The organism is Rathayibacter sp. VKM Ac-2801, from assembly GCF_009834245.1.
GTDB lineage: Bacteria > Actinomycetota > Actinomycetes > Actinomycetales > Microbacteriaceae > Rathayibacter.
Genome location: NZ_CP047183.1, coordinates 2,382,061 through 2,395,302, shown reverse-complemented (window position 1 = coordinate 2,395,302; position 13,242 = coordinate 2,382,061). Strand labels below are relative to the sequence as shown.

Genomic DNA, 13,242 nt, shown 5'->3' with positions numbered 1-13,242 from the left:
CGGACGACGCCGACGGCCCCGGTCCCGCAGCAGCGGGGTCCGGGGCCGTCGGCGTTCCTCGGAGGCTCCGGCGTCTCCGCCAGGCCTGCCGTCAGTGCTCGCCGCGCGCGAGGGCCGAGACGAAGCCGCCGGCGAAGGTGTCGCCGAGGCCGATCGTCGTCGGCCGGTCCGTCTCGAGGACGAGCCCGGGGACGCAGCAGGCCTCGAGCGCCGACTCCACCGCTCCACAGACCGCCTCCGAGCCCGGCTGGGGAGGGAGGGCAGCGACGCCGTCGTAGTCCGCCGCGGTGAAGCCGTCGCCGAGGAGGTAGCGGAGCTCGGTCGCGCCGACTACCTCGTCACCGACGCACCGCCGCCGCCGGAGCTCGAGGAGGCCCTGCGCGACAGGGGCGTGGAGATCGTGCTCCAGGCCGGTGCGGCCACCCGGGAGCGCTGACCCGCTCCTCACAGCACATTGATCGCGGTGGCCCGCCAGCGCGCGTCCGCGCCCTCGAGCCGGATCGCGACGGCCCGGCTCCGTGCGCGGTGGTGCACCAGGACCACTCCCTCGACGACGCCGTCCCGCGGCTCCGTGACGATCACCCGTCCGACCGTGAACGGGACGCGCTGCGCCGTCCGCTTCCGCAGGCTGCGGGCGCGGGCTGCGAGCACGATCCGCTTCTGCAGGTGGTGGTAGACCTCGTCGCTCAGCCACCGCGCGATCTGGTCGATCTCTCGCGAGCCCTCGAGGATCTCGATCACGAGGTGCGTCAGCCGGGCGAGCAGGGGCTCCGGATCGGGCAGTTCCGCGCGGGTCGCCGGCTGCGGAGCGAAGAACTCCGCGATGGTGAGCGGCTCTGCGGCCGCCTCGGGGTCGAGGGGGAGGGTGCGGTAGTCGAAGGCGTGGAGGGGATGGCTCATGCGGCGATCTCCTGGGGCAGGACGAGCTGTTCACGGGTCCGGGTCACCTCTCTGCTCGACGGGCGGGGCGCGCTGTGTCTGCGCGCGAGGACGACCTCATCGAATCAGTCGAGGGATGCTCACGGAGTGCACACGCGCAGATTGTGGATAACCATCGGCCGAGGCGGACTGTGGACTCCGAGCACGGCCTGCGCCGCCCGGACGCGCCCTAGGCTTGTCGGGTGTCGACCCTCAGTGACCTCGTCCTCTCCCACGGCCGATCCGACGAAGCGGACGTCGAATGGCTGCACCTGCTGGTCGGCGACCTGCAGCTGCTCGCCGACCTGGCCTTCGCCGACATCGTGCTCTGGGTGCCCACGGCCGACGACAGCTTCGTCGCCGTCGCCCACGCGCGCCCCTCCAGCGCGGCGACGCTCTTCTACCGAGACTTCGTCGGGCAGAGGATCAAGTCGGAGTGGCGCGCCCAGGTCGTCGAAGCGTTCGAGACCGCACGGATCGTCGACACCTCCGCCCCGGACTGGTTCGAGGAGACGCCCACCCGCGTGCGCGCGGTGCCCGTGCTGCGCCGCCTGGGCGCCTCTGACGGCGGGACGACGGACCGCCCCATCGCGGTCGTCACGCGCCACACCAACCTCAGCGAGACGCGCACTCCGAGCCGCCAGGAGCTGACGTTCAACGACTGCGCGAACGACCTCTTCTCGATGATCGCCTCGGGCGACTTCCCCGATCTGGGCGCGCCGACCGGTCCTCGCCGGGGGGCGCCGCGCGCGTCCGACGGCCTGATCCGCCTGGACGTCGACGGCGTCACCACCTTCGCGAGCCCCAACGCCCTCTCGGCGTTCAACCGCATCGGCTTCGCCGACGAGCTCGAGGGGGAGTCGCTCGCCGAGGTCACCACGAAGCTGATCGCGGGGAAGGTCGTCATCGACGAGTCGCTCCCGCTGGTCGTGACCGGCCGGGCGCCGTGGCGCACCGACATCGAGGCCCGCGGAGTGACCGTGTCGCTGCGTGCGATCCCGATCCGCGACCGCGGCGAGCGGGTCGGCGCGGTCGTCCTGTGCCGCGACGTGACGGAGCTGCGCCACCAGGAGCGGGAGCTCATCACCAAGGACGCGACGATCCGCGAGATCCACCACCGCGTCAAGAACAACCTGCAGACCGTAGCCTCGCTGCTGCGGATCCAGGCCAGGCGCACCCACTCCGACCTCGCCCGGGAGGCGCTCACGCAGGCGATGCGCCGCGTTGCCGCCATCGCAGTCGTGCACGACACCCTCTCGGAGGGGCTGAACCAGAACGTCGACTTCGACGCGGTCTTCGACCGCGTGCTGCTGCTGATCGCCGAGGTCGCCTCGACCCACAACACCACGGTGCACCCGAAGCTGACGGGGAGCTTCGGCAACCTGCCCAGCGAGTACGCGACTCCGCTCGCGCTCGCCCTGACCGAGCTGGTCACCAACGCCGTCGAGCACGGCCTGGCCGGACGCGAGGGCGACGTGGAGATCGTCGCCTCGCGCAGCGACGACGAGCTCACGGTGAAGGTGCGCGACACGGGCGTCGGGCTGCCGGAGGGCAAGGTCGGATCGGGCCTGGGCACGCAGATCGTGCGCACGCTCATCCAGGGCGAGCTCGGCGGCACCATCGACTGGCACACACTGGTCGGGCGCGGCACCGAGGTCACCATCGAGGTGCCGCTGCGGTGGCTGGAGCGCGCCCGCTCCTGAGCCCCGAGACGACGCGACCCCCGCAGCCGAGAGGCGACGGGGGTCGTGGTCGTTCGTGCCGCTGAGCGGCTCGTGCGTCTAGGAGGCGCGGCGTGCGCGGGCGGCGCGGCGCTTCAGGGCGCGGCGCTCGTCCTCGCTGAGGCCGCCCCACACGCCCGAGTCCTGGCCGGTCTCGAGGGCGTACTGGAGGCAGACCTCGGTGACGGTGCAGCGTGCGCACACCGACTTCGCCTTCTCGATCTGGTCCACGGCCGGGCCGGTGTTGCCGACCGGGAAGAAAAGCTCGGGGTCTGCGGTGAGGCAAGCGGCCTTGTCGCGCCAGTCCATGCGGGTGCTCCTTGGTGTGAAGGCGTGCGTGGAGGAACCACGCAGTGTTCGGGTGGGATGATCGATCCACGCCGACGATCCCGACCAGTACTCGACCTCCGCACCCTCACCGGCGCACGCCACGAGGCCCCGTGCTGGAGCGCGGGGTGGATCGGGGTGGTGGACGGGAGGATGCTCGGTTCTTGCCGGTGCACTCGACGCGATGCGCGAGCACTGCGTCGGCCACCCGGCTCCAGTGCTGGCCATCCGACTCGCCCCCGCGCCTGACGGCACGGCGGGATCGGATGTTCACATCGGCGGAAACCCACGACCCTGTGAGCGGTGAAACGAACTGGACTAGCCTGTCACGGGGATGAGCCCGAATCAAGAGTCCTGGATGGGATGTGCCTGTGACCGCTGACGCGAACGGGTCCCGCGGAACCCGCCCGACCGCCTCCCGCCCGCTCGGCCTGGTCGTGCTGATCGCGGTCCTGGCCCTCGAGACGCTCGCCGTCGCCGGGGTCGCGGCATGGCTCGTGCTCGAGCTGCTGACGACCCGGGCCGACACGGTCGGCGGCGGGATCGCCATCGTCGTCCTCGCGCTGATCGCCGTGTGCTGGGCCGCCGCGACGACGCTCGGCGCCGTGCGACGGCGCGGGTGGATGCGCGCCTCGGCGCTGACGATCCAGCTGGTGATGATGGCCGTGGCGCTCGGCGCCTTCCAGGGCCAGTACGCCGTGCCCGACATCGGCTGGGCGCTGCTGGCGCCGGCCGTGGTGGCCGTCGTCGCGCTCTTCCTCCCGAGCGTGGTCGCTGCCACTCGTCGCGATCCGGGCGTGTAGCCGAACGGCTGGCGCGCCGCCGCCCGCGGGTGCGACGCTGGGGGACCCACCTCGACACGGAAGCGACGCGCATGGACTCCACCCGACTCGGCTCCAGCGGCCTGCAGATCTCCTCGATCGTCCTCGGCTGCATGAGCTTCGGCGCGCCCGACCGCGGCGCGCACGGCTGGAGCATGGGCGAAGAGGAGTCGCGGACCTTCCTCCGGCGGGCGCTGGAGCTCGGCATCACCACGTTCGACACGGCGGACGTCTACTCCGATGGCACGAGCGAGGAGTTCGTCGGCAGGGCGCTCGCGGACTTCGCGGTCCGCGAGGAGGTCGTGATCGCCACGAAGATCCACGGGCGGATGCGCCCCGGCCCCAACGGCGGCGGTCTCTCGCGGCGGCACATCCTCACCGCGATCGACGACAGCCTCCGGCGCCTGGGCACGGACTACGTCGACCTCTACCAGATCCACCGCTGGGACCCCGAGACGCCGATCGAGGAGACGATGGAGACGCTCCACGACGTCGTCCGCTCGGGCAGGGCGCGCTACATCGGAGCCTCGAGCATGTGGGCGTGGCAGTTCGCGAAGGCGCAGTACACCGCGGATCGGGGCGGCTGGACGCGGTTCGTCTCGATGCAGGACCAGTACAACCTGATCCAGCGCGAGGACGAGCGCGAGCTGCATCCCTTCTGCCTCGACCAGGGGGTCGGCGTGATCCCGTGGTCGCCGCTCGCCCGGGGCCGGCTGACCCGCGACTGGGACGAGACCACGGCGCGCACCGAGACCGACGTCTTCGGCGGCACCCTCTACCGCCAGCAGGAGGAGGCCGACCGGCGGACCGTCGCGACTGTCGCGCGCATCGCCGAGCAGCGCGGCGTCCCCCGTGCGCAGGTGGCGCTCGCCTGGGTCCGGCAGCAGGAGGCGGTCACCGCCCCGATCGTCGGAGCCACGAAGCTCCACCACCTCGACGACGCCGTCGCGTCGCTGGACGTGGAGCTGACCGCGGACGAGCTCGAGGCGCTGGGCGCCGACTACGCACCGCGCGCCAACGAGGGGTTCTGATCGGACCGATGCGCCACCGCTGATCCCGGGACGGCTCCGCCGCGCCTCCCGACGACGAGGCCGGAGGCCCGGATCGACGGACGGCACGACGCACGGGGCCCGCGACCGACTGCTCACGCTTCCGTCCGCTCGCGACGGACGGGAAGAGGTCTCCGCGGCCCAGTCGGATCGGGCAGGGCCGAGGCGCGCGATGACCCGCACCACGCGCCCCGGGTCAGACGAGCTTCAGCTTCTTGCGGAGCGCCTGCACGTGCCCGGTCGCCCGGACGCCGTACTGCGCGAACTCGAGCGCGCCCTCGGCTCCGACGACGAACGTCGAGCGCAGCACGCCGACGACGGTCTTGCCGTAGAGGCTCTTCTCGCCCCAGACCGCGTAGGCGCGGTGCACGGCCATGTCGGGGTCGCTCAGCAGCGGGTAGGCGATGCCCTGGGCATCGGCCCAGCGGCGCAGCGCCTCCGGAGCGTCCCGCGAGATCCCGAGCACCTCGTAGCCGGAGTCGCGGAGGGACGCCGCGTTGTCGCGGAAGTCGCAGGCCTCCGTGGTGCAGCCGGGGGTGTCGGCCTCGGGGTAGAAGAACAGGATGACGCGCCGTCCGCGGTAGTCGGCGAGCGAGACGGGGTCGCCGTCCTGGTTCGGCAGCGTGAACTCCGGAGCGGTGTCGCCGGCGGCGAGGCGCGCCTCGGCGGGGAGAGGGGAGAGGTCGGTCATCGTCTGCTTCCATCGGTCGTGGCGAAGGTGGTCAGGAGGCGCTGGAGAGAGTCGAGGCGCTCCGGTCCGCTGGCGCCCAGAAGGCCGCCCTCGACCGCCTCGATGATGGCGCAGTCGGGGGAGTCGGGCAGGTGCGTGCAGCCGCGCGGGCAGTCCCGGGCGATCACGGCGAGGGTCGTGAACGCCCCCAGGATGTTGTCGGTGTTCACGTGGCCGAGTCCGAACGAGCGGACGCCGGGGGTGTCGATCACCCAGCCGTGCCGGTCGCCGCGCTCGACGCGCAGCGAGACGGTGGAGGAGGAGGTGTGCCGGCCGCGGCCCGTCACGGTGTTCACGCGCCCGATGGCCCGGTGCGCGTCCGGGACGAGCTTGTTCACGAGGGTGGACTTGCCGACTCCGGAGTGCCCGACGACCACGGTCTCGTGTCCGAGGAGGGCGTCGGCGATCTCGTCGACCGGCGGCTCGTCCTGGCTCGAGAGGAACACGCGCAGGTCGAGCCCCTCGAAGTTGCGGAGGAACGGGGCCGGGTCGGCGAGGTCGGTCTTGGTGATGCAGAGCATCGGCGTGATCCCCGCGTCGAAGGCGGCGACGAGGTAGCGGTCGACCAGCCGGGTCCGGGGCTCGGGATCCGCGGCGGCCACCACGCAGAGCATCTGGTCGGCGTTCGCGACGATCACGCGCTCGATCGCGTCGGTGTCGTCGGCGCTGCGGCGCAGGAGGGTCGACCGCTCGCGGATGCGGACGATGCGGGCGAGCGTCCCCTCGTCGCCGCTGGAGTCGCCGACCACGTCGACGCGGTCGCCGGCCACGATCGCCTGGCGGCGCAGCTCGCGGGCGCGGGCGGCCGTGAACTCGTGCTCCTCGGGCGTCCCGTCGCCGATCATCACGGTGTAGCGCCCCCGGTCGACGCCGAGGACCATCGCGATCTCGGCGTCCTCGTAGGCGGGCCGGTTCTTCGTCCGCGGCTTCGTGCCCTTCGGGTTCGGGCGCACCCGCGCGTCCGACTCGTCGTAGCCGTCGAAGTCGTCGAGAGCACCGTCGGCGTCGAGGCCGCTGTCCGTCCACCACGACACGGGTCAGACCGATCCGGCGAGAGTCGTCCACAGCTCCGGGAACTGCGGGAGGGTCTTCGCGGTCGTCGCGACGTCCTCGATCACCACGCCGGGGACCACGAGGCCGATCAGAGCACCGGCGTGGGCCATGCGGTGGTCCGAGTAGGTGCGCCAGCGGCCGCCGTGGAGCTCGGCGGGCTCGATGCGCAGACCGTCCTCGAGCTCCGTGACCCGGCCGCCGAGGCCGGTGATCTCCGCGGCGAGGGCGGCGAGGCGGTCCGTCTCGTGGTGGCGGATGTGGCCGATCCCGGTCAGGGTGCTGGGAGTGGAGGCCAACGCGGCGAGGGCGGCGAGGGCGGGGGCGAGCTCGCCGCCCTCCGACAGGTCGAGGTCCACGCCGAGGATCTCGTCGCCGCCGGTCACCACGAGGTCCTCGCCGTCGCGCTCGACGCGGGCGCCGAACAGCGGCAGGATCCGCTCGAGGTGCGCCCCGACCTGTGTGGTGACGGCCGGCCAGTGGCGCAGCCGGACCCGGCCGCCCGTCACCAGTGCCGCGGCGAGGAACGGCGCGGCGTTCGAGAGGTCGGGCTCGATGAGGACGTCGGCGCCGGCGATGGGCTGCCGCGCGACGGTCCACTCACCGTCGGCGGGCGTGCCGACCTCGACTCCTCGGGCCGCCAGCGCGGCGACGGTCATGTCGATGTGGGGCCGGGAGGGAACGGCGCTGCCCTCGTGGCGCAGGTGCAGTCCCTCGTCGAAGCGGGCGCCGGCCAGCAGGAGCGCCGAGACGAACTGGCTCGACCGCGAGGCGTCGACGACGACGTCGCCGCCCCGGACGGAGCCGGAGCCGTGCACGGTGAAGGGGAGCGCGCCGCGGCCGTCGTCGGCGACGTCGACGCCGAGCGCGCGGAGGGAGGCGATCGTCGCCCCCATCGGCCGCTTCGCCGCGTACGCGTCGCCGTCGAAGGTGGTGGGGCCGAGCGCGAGGCCGGCCAGGGGCGGGACGAAGCGCATGACGGTGCCTGCGAGCCCGCAGTCGATCGTGGTCGAGCCGAGCAGCTCCTCCGCGGGCTCCACGACCAGGTCGGCGCCGAAGCCGCCGGTCGAGCCGGACTCCCGGATCGTGGTGCCGAGGGAGCGCAGCGCCTCGATCATCAGGGCGCTGTCGCGGGAGTGCAGCGGCGCGCGCAGCGTGGAGGGCCCGTCGGCCAGAGCCGCGAGCACGAGCTCCCGGTTGGTCAGCGACTTGGAGCCGGGCAGGCCGACCTCGGCGTCGAGAGCGCCGGCCGCGAGCGGTGCGGGCCAGGCGTCGTCGCCGGGGAGCGCACGGGCGTCGCCGTACGGATCGAACTCGGGGGCGGAATAACGCGAGAAGACCATCGGTTGTCAGGATAGTCGGCGCGCAGGGCGTCGTCAGGAGCGTGACGGAGGCGGAGCATGACGGCAGCACCCCCGGTCCTCCGGAGCAGCAGACCCGTCGCCCGGAGGCGCCCTCGGGCCGCAACCCCGGTCGTCCGCCGCGCCGCCGCTCTAGAATCGCTCGTGATGACTCGCGACGACGAACCCCGCACCACCTCCGCCGACGAGGCTCCCGAGCCCGCCGACGCGGAGCAGACGATCGTGGAGACCGTCGAGGAGTCGCTGGACGACGCTCCGGTCGAGGCTCCCGTCGATCTCCGCTCCCTCTTCGAGCAGCAGGCGCTGCCCTTCATCGACCAGCTCTACGCGGCCGGTCTGCGTATGACGAAGAATCCCTCCGACGCGCAGGACCTCGTGCAGGAGACGTTCGCGAAGGCCTTCGGGGCCTTCCGCCAGTTCGAGCAGGGCACGAACCTGAAGGCCTGGCTCTACCGCATCCTCACGAACACGTTCATCAACTCGTACCGCAAGAAGCAGCGCGAGCCCTACCAGAGCGCGATCGACGAGCTCGAGGACTGGCAGCTGGGCGGCGCCGAGTCGACCACGGCCACCTCCAGCCGCTCGGCCGAGGCGGAGGCGATCGACCACCTCCCCGACACCGCGGTGAAGGAGGCGCTCCAGGCGATCCCGGAGGACTTCCGGCTCGCCGTCTACTTCGCCGATGTCGAAGGCTTCTCCTACCAGGAGATCGCGGACATCATGAAGACCCCCGTCGGGACCGTCATGAGCCGGCTGCACCGCGGCCGGCGCATGCTGCGCGAACGACTCACCGACTACGCACGCGAGCGCGGATTCCGCGCCGCATTCACTTCCGGGAGCACGAAATGACCGACAGCGGCTGCACGAAGGCGAAGGCCGAGCTCGAGGAGTACCTCCACAACGAGCTGTGCAAGGAGGACGCCGCCGACATCCGCGAGCACATGGCGGGATGCATCGACTGCGCCGACGAGGCGAAGGTCGGCGTGGTGCTGACGGTCGCCGTGCAGCGTGCGTGCAAGGAGACCGCGCCGGAGGACCTCCGCGCCCAGGTGCTCGGCATGCTCCGCGACGAGCACGCCGCGCACTCCCAGACGCCCGCCCGCCTCTAGGCGAAGCACGACCCGGGGAGCCCCGGCCCGACGAGACGTCCCGAGCACCGTGGGACCTTTCGAGGGGCCGGGGCTCCGTCGTGTCCGGCGGCCTCCCGGTCGCCCCGGTGCCCGGCACGACGGGAGCGCTGCTGCCGGTGACTCCACGTGTGCGGCTCGGCGCCTTCCTTCCGGAGACGCGTGGGGCCCGCCGGAACACGAGGTTCCGGCGGGCCCGACGCGTCGTGCGGACCGCGGGTCAGCGGGTGAGCGCCCGCGACAGCAGGTCGGCCTGCTCGGAGGCGTGCCGCTTCGCCGAGCCGGCCGCGGGGGAGGCCGCGGACGGACGCGAGACCACGCGCATGGACCGGCCCAGCTTCGGAGCGACCTCGAGGGCCATGAACGGCCAGGCGCCCTGGTTCTCGGGCTCGTCCTGCACCCAGACGAGCTCCGCGTCCGGGTAGCGCTCGGCGATGCCGCGCAGCTCCTCGATCGGCGCCGGGTAGTACTGCTCGACTCGGACCAGCGCGATGCCGTCGTCGGGCTTCTTCTCGAGCTCGGCCTTGAGGTCGTAGTGGACCTTGCCGGCGTGGAGCAGAACCCGCTTCACGGCGGAGGCGTCCTGGATCCGTACGTCGTCGATCACCGGCTCGAAGCGGCCCGAGGTGAAGTCCTCGACCGGGCTCGAGGCTCCGCGCAGGCGCAGCATCGCCTTCGGAGTGAAGACGATCAGCGGGCGGCGCGGCCGGGAGTACGCCTGGCGGCGCAGCAGGTGGAAGTAGGACGCCGGCGTCGACGGGCGCGCGACGGTCATGTTCCGCTCCGCGCACATCTGCAGGTAGCGCTCGATCCGCGCCGACGAGTGGTCGGGGCCCTGACCCTCGTAGCCGTGCGGGAGCAGGAGCACGAGCGACGAGCGCTGGCCCCACTTCTGCTCGGCGGAGGAGATGAACTCGTCGATCACGATCTGGGCGCCGTTCGCGAAGTCGCCGAACTGCGCCTCCCACAGCACGAGCGAGTCGGGCCGCTCCACCGAGTAGCCGTACTCGAACGCCATCGCCGCGTACTCCGAGAGCAGCGAGTCGTAGATCCAGAGCCGGGCCTGCTGGTCGGACAGGTTCATCAGCGGCAGCCACTCCTGGCCGTTCTCGCGGTCGTGGAGGACCGCGTGGCGCTGGACGAAGGTCCCGCGGCGCGTGTCCTGGCCGACGAGGCGCACCGGAGTGTCCTCGAGCAGGAGGGAGCCGAGCGCGAGCAGCTCGCCGAAGGCCCAGTCGATGGAGCCGGAGCGGCTCATCTCCTGGCGCTTCGCCAGCAGCTGCTGGAGCTTGGGGTGCACGGTGAAGCCCTCGGGCGGCGTCGTGAACGCGTCGCCGATGCGGGTGACGACCTCGTTCTTCACGCCGGTCACCTCGGGCTCGCCCGGGTAGTCCTCGCCCTGCTGCGCGTCGGGCAGCTCGAGGTCGGCCACGGAGTCGCCGTCGGCGGTGATCACGGGGATCGCGCCGGTCTGCGCGGCGTGGGTCTCGGCGAACGCGCGCTCCAGGCGGTCCTGGAAGTCCTGGTGGGCGCGGTCGTACTCCTCCTCGGTGATGTCCCCGCGGCCGACGAGCGCCTCGGTGTACAGCTTGCGGACCGAGCGCTTGGCCTCGATCAGGCTGTACATCAGCGGCTGGGTCATCGAGGGGTCGTCGCCCTCGTTGTGCCCGCGGCGGCGGTAGCAGATCAGATCGATGACCACGTCGCGGTGGAACCGCTGGCGGTACTCGAACGCGAGCTGCCCGACGTGGACGACGGCCTCGGGGTCGTCGCCGTTGACGTGGAAGATCGGCGCCTGGATCGTCTTCGCGCCGTCGGTCGAGTAGATCGAGGTGCGGGCCTCGTGAGGGGGAGTCGTGAACCCGACCTGGTTGTTGATGTTGATGTGGATCGTGCCGCCGGTGCGGTACGCGCGCAGCTGCGACATCTGCAGGGTCTCGACCACCACGCCCTGGCCCGCCATCGCGGCGTCGCCGTGGACGAGGATCGGCAGCGTGGTGAAGGTGCCGATGGGCTTGCGGTCCTGCTTGGCGCGGACGATGCCCTCGAGCACGCCGTTCACGGCCTCGAGGTGCGAGGGGTTCGCCGCCAGGTAGACGGGGATCTCCTCGCCCGCGGCGCCCCGGAAGGTGCCCTCGGTGCCGAGGTGGTACTTCACGTCTCCGGAGCCCTGGACCGTGCGCGGGTCCTGGGTGCCCTCGAACTCGCGGAAGATCTGGCCGTAGGTCTTGCCGGCGATGTTGGTCAGCACGTTCAGGCGGCCGCGGTGGGCCATGCCGATCGCGACCTCGTCGAGCTGCTCGTCGGCCGCGCCCTGCAGGACGGCGTCGAGCAGCGCGATGAGCGACTCCCCGCCCTCGAGCGAGAAGCGCTTCTGGCCCACGTACTTGGTCTGCAGGAAGGTCTCGAAGGCCTCGGCCTCGTTGAGCTTGCCGAGGATGCGCAGCTGCTCGTCGTGGCCCGGCTTCTCGTAGCCGCGCTCGAGCTTCTGCTGCATCCAGGCGCGCTGCTCCGGGTCCTGGATGTGCATGTACTCGACGCCGACGGTGCGGCAGTACGAGTCGCGGAGGATCCCGAGGATGTCGCGGAGCTTGAGCTGGCGCTTGCCGCCGAAGCCGTCCGTGACGAACTCGCGGTCGAGGTCCCAGAAGGTGAGGCCGTGGCTCTCGATGGCGAGGTCGGGGTGCGAGCGCTGCACGTACTCCAGCGGGTCGACGTCGGCCATCAGGTGCCCGCGGACGCGGAACGAGTTGATGAGCTCCTGCACCCGGGCGGTCTTGGAGACGCGCTCGGCGAGGTCGACGGCGATGTCCGTGGACCAGTGGATCGGGTCGTAGGGGATGCGCAGCGCGGCGAAGATGTCCTCGTAGAAGCCGCGGCCGCCGAGCAGGAGCTCGTGCACGATCTTGAGGAACTCGCCCGAGCCGGCGCCCTGGATGACGCGGTGGTCGTAGGTCGAGGTCAGGGTGATGGTCTTGCCGATGCCCAGCTCGACCAGCGTCTTCTCGGACGCGCCCTGGAACTCCGCCGGGTACTCGAGGGCGCCGGCGCCGATGATGCAGCCCTGGCCCTTCATCAGGCGGGGGACGGAGTGGACGGTGCCGATGCCGCCGGGGTTCGTCAGCGAGAGCGTGGTGCCCGCGAAGTCGCCGGCGACGAGCTTGTTGCCGCGAGCGCGCTTGACCAGGTCCTCGTAGGCCGAGAGGTAGGCGGTGAAGCTCAGCGTGTCGGCGCGCTTGATGCTCGGCACGAGCAGGGCGCGGGTGCCGTCGGGCTTGGGCATGTCGATCGCGATGCCGAGGTTGACGTGCGCCGGAGCGACCACCGCGGGCTTGCCGTCGACCTCGTCGTAGAACACGTTCTGGCTCGGGAAGTCCTTGAGCGCGCGGATGAGCGCCCAGCCGATCAGGTGCGTGAACGAGACCTTGCCGCCGCGGGTGCGGCGCAGGTGGTTGTTGATGACGATGCGGTTGTCGATCATCAGCTTCGCCGGGATCGTGCGCACGCTCGTCGCAGTGGGGATGCTGAGGCTGGCGTCCATGTTGGTCGCGAGGCTCTTCGCCATGCCGCGGAGCGGGGTGACGACGTCCTCGTCCGGCGTCGAGTCCTCGGCGGAGGGCCTGCTCACCGGGGCGTCGGCCGGGATCGGCTGCGCCTTCGGCTGCTTCGACGTGGTGCGGGAGGCGGGGGCCGACTCGGAGGAGGAGACCGCGGCGGGATGGGTCACGGCGCCTCCGCCGCTCGAGGAGACGCGCTCGGCGGCAGCGGCGGGCTTCGAGGCGGCGGGCGCGGGGGCCGCGGCGGGAGCCGGAGCCGGAGCGTCCTTGCCGGAGTTCGCGAGCTGGGCGCCGTAGCGCTCCAGGATGGGCCACCAGGACTCGTCCACCGAGGCGCGGTCGGCGCTGTACTGCTCGTACAGCTCCTCCACGAGCCACTCGTTGGCTCCGAAGTCCTCCGCGCCCTGCTCTGTTCCTGCTCCGGTCAACTGGCTCGACACAGCCGATCGCCCACTCTCTCCGTTGATTCGTCCTCGATCATCCGGACGGGCCCGTCGCATCCCTCGGCGCCTGCCACCGCGGCGGAGGAGGTCGTCCTCGCACCAGCGGGAACCGGTGCCGTCGCCTGGTCCCGTCCCGGT

General features: G+C 71.9%; 12 protein-coding genes. 5 read left to right on the top strand and 7 right to left on the bottom strand.

Translation table 11 applies throughout. The features are described 5' to 3' along the window. Positions 1-91 precede the first annotated feature (91 nt). Positions 92-448: a hypothetical protein gene (locus tag GSU45_RS11025; protein ID WP_159914953.1), complete on the bottom strand. Its 357-nt coding sequence runs from the start codon at positions 446-448 to the stop codon at positions 92-94. Next, positions 445-900 (bottom strand): Rv3235 family protein, encoded by a 456-nt coding sequence (locus GSU45_RS11020; protein ID WP_244248099.1) that lies wholly within the window; start codon positions 898-900, stop codon positions 445-447. Before GSU45_RS11020 ends, GSU45_RS11025 begins: the two co-directional genes overlap by 4 nt. Before the next feature lie 221 nt (positions 901-1,121). On the opposite strand from GSU45_RS11020, the gene GSU45_RS11015 reads away from it, so the two are divergent. Next, positions 1,122-2,621, top strand: a complete 1,500-nt coding sequence (locus GSU45_RS11015) for a PAS domain-containing sensor histidine kinase (protein WP_104224128.1) — start codon at positions 1,122-1,124, stop codon at positions 2,619-2,621. Between the two features lie 78 nt (positions 2,622-2,699). On the opposite strand, the gene GSU45_RS11010 is transcribed toward GSU45_RS11015, so the two are convergent. Continuing rightward, positions 2,700-2,948 carry a WhiB family transcriptional regulator gene (locus tag GSU45_RS11010; RefSeq protein ID WP_055788231.1) on the bottom strand — a complete coding sequence of 83 codons (249 nt, stop codon included), beginning with the start codon at positions 2,946-2,948 and terminating at the stop codon, positions 2,700-2,702. 389 nt (positions 2,949-3,337) lie between these two features. On the opposite strand from GSU45_RS11010, the gene GSU45_RS11005 reads away from it, so the two are divergent. Next, complete coding sequence (locus GSU45_RS11005; RefSeq protein WP_159914951.1) at positions 3,338-3,769, top strand: hypothetical protein; 432 nt, start codon at positions 3,338-3,340, stop codon at positions 3,767-3,769. A gap of 71 nt (positions 3,770-3,840) precedes the next feature. Continuing rightward, on the top strand, positions 3,841-4,818 hold the full coding sequence (locus tag GSU45_RS11000) for an aldo/keto reductase (protein WP_159914949.1): 978 nt from the start codon (positions 3,841-3,843) through the stop codon (positions 4,816-4,818). 214 nt (positions 4,819-5,032) lie between these two features. Here the strand turns inward: GSU45_RS11000 and bcp are convergent, their stop codons facing one another. From bcp to aroA, 3 genes are read right to left on the bottom strand one after another with little or no spacing between them, the layout of a single operon-like run. Further along, positions 5,033-5,527, bottom strand: a complete 495-nt coding sequence (gene bcp / locus GSU45_RS10995; protein ID WP_159914947.1) for a thioredoxin-dependent thiol peroxidase — start codon at positions 5,525-5,527, stop codon at positions 5,033-5,035. Further along, positions 5,524-6,600, bottom strand: a complete 1,077-nt coding sequence (gene rsgA / locus GSU45_RS10990) for a ribosome small subunit-dependent GTPase A (protein ID WP_104224119.1) — start codon at positions 6,598-6,600, stop codon at positions 5,524-5,526. The genes bcp and rsgA overlap by 4 nt, the downstream gene beginning before the upstream one ends. A gap of 3 nt (positions 6,601-6,603) precedes the next feature. After that, a complete protein-coding gene (aroA, locus tag GSU45_RS10985; protein WP_159914945.1) occupies positions 6,604-7,959 on the bottom strand; it encodes a 3-phosphoshikimate 1-carboxyvinyltransferase in 1,356 nt (451 codons plus the stop codon). A gap of 165 nt (positions 7,960-8,124) precedes the next feature. On the opposite strand from aroA, the gene GSU45_RS10980 reads away from it, so the two are divergent. Together GSU45_RS10980 and GSU45_RS10975 are read left to right on the top strand one after the other, a co-directional pair. Further along, a complete protein-coding gene (locus GSU45_RS10980) occupies positions 8,125-8,826 on the top strand; it encodes a sigma-70 family RNA polymerase sigma factor (RefSeq protein WP_159914943.1) in 702 nt (233 codons plus the stop codon). Next, complete coding sequence (locus GSU45_RS10975; RefSeq protein ID WP_159914941.1) at positions 8,823-9,086, top strand: alpha-ketoglutarate decarboxylase; 264 nt, start codon at positions 8,823-8,825, stop codon at positions 9,084-9,086. Before GSU45_RS10980 ends, GSU45_RS10975 begins: the two co-directional genes overlap by 4 nt. A gap of 238 nt (positions 9,087-9,324) precedes the next feature. On the opposite strand, the gene GSU45_RS10970 is transcribed toward GSU45_RS10975, so the two are convergent. Beyond that, positions 9,325-13,101, bottom strand: coding sequence for a multifunctional oxoglutarate decarboxylase/oxoglutarate dehydrogenase thiamine pyrophosphate-binding subunit/dihydrolipoyllysine-residue succinyltransferase subunit (locus tag GSU45_RS10970; RefSeq protein WP_208543428.1), 3,777 nt, complete (start codon positions 13,099-13,101; stop codon positions 9,325-9,327). Between the last annotated feature and the right edge of the window lie 141 nt (positions 13,102-13,242).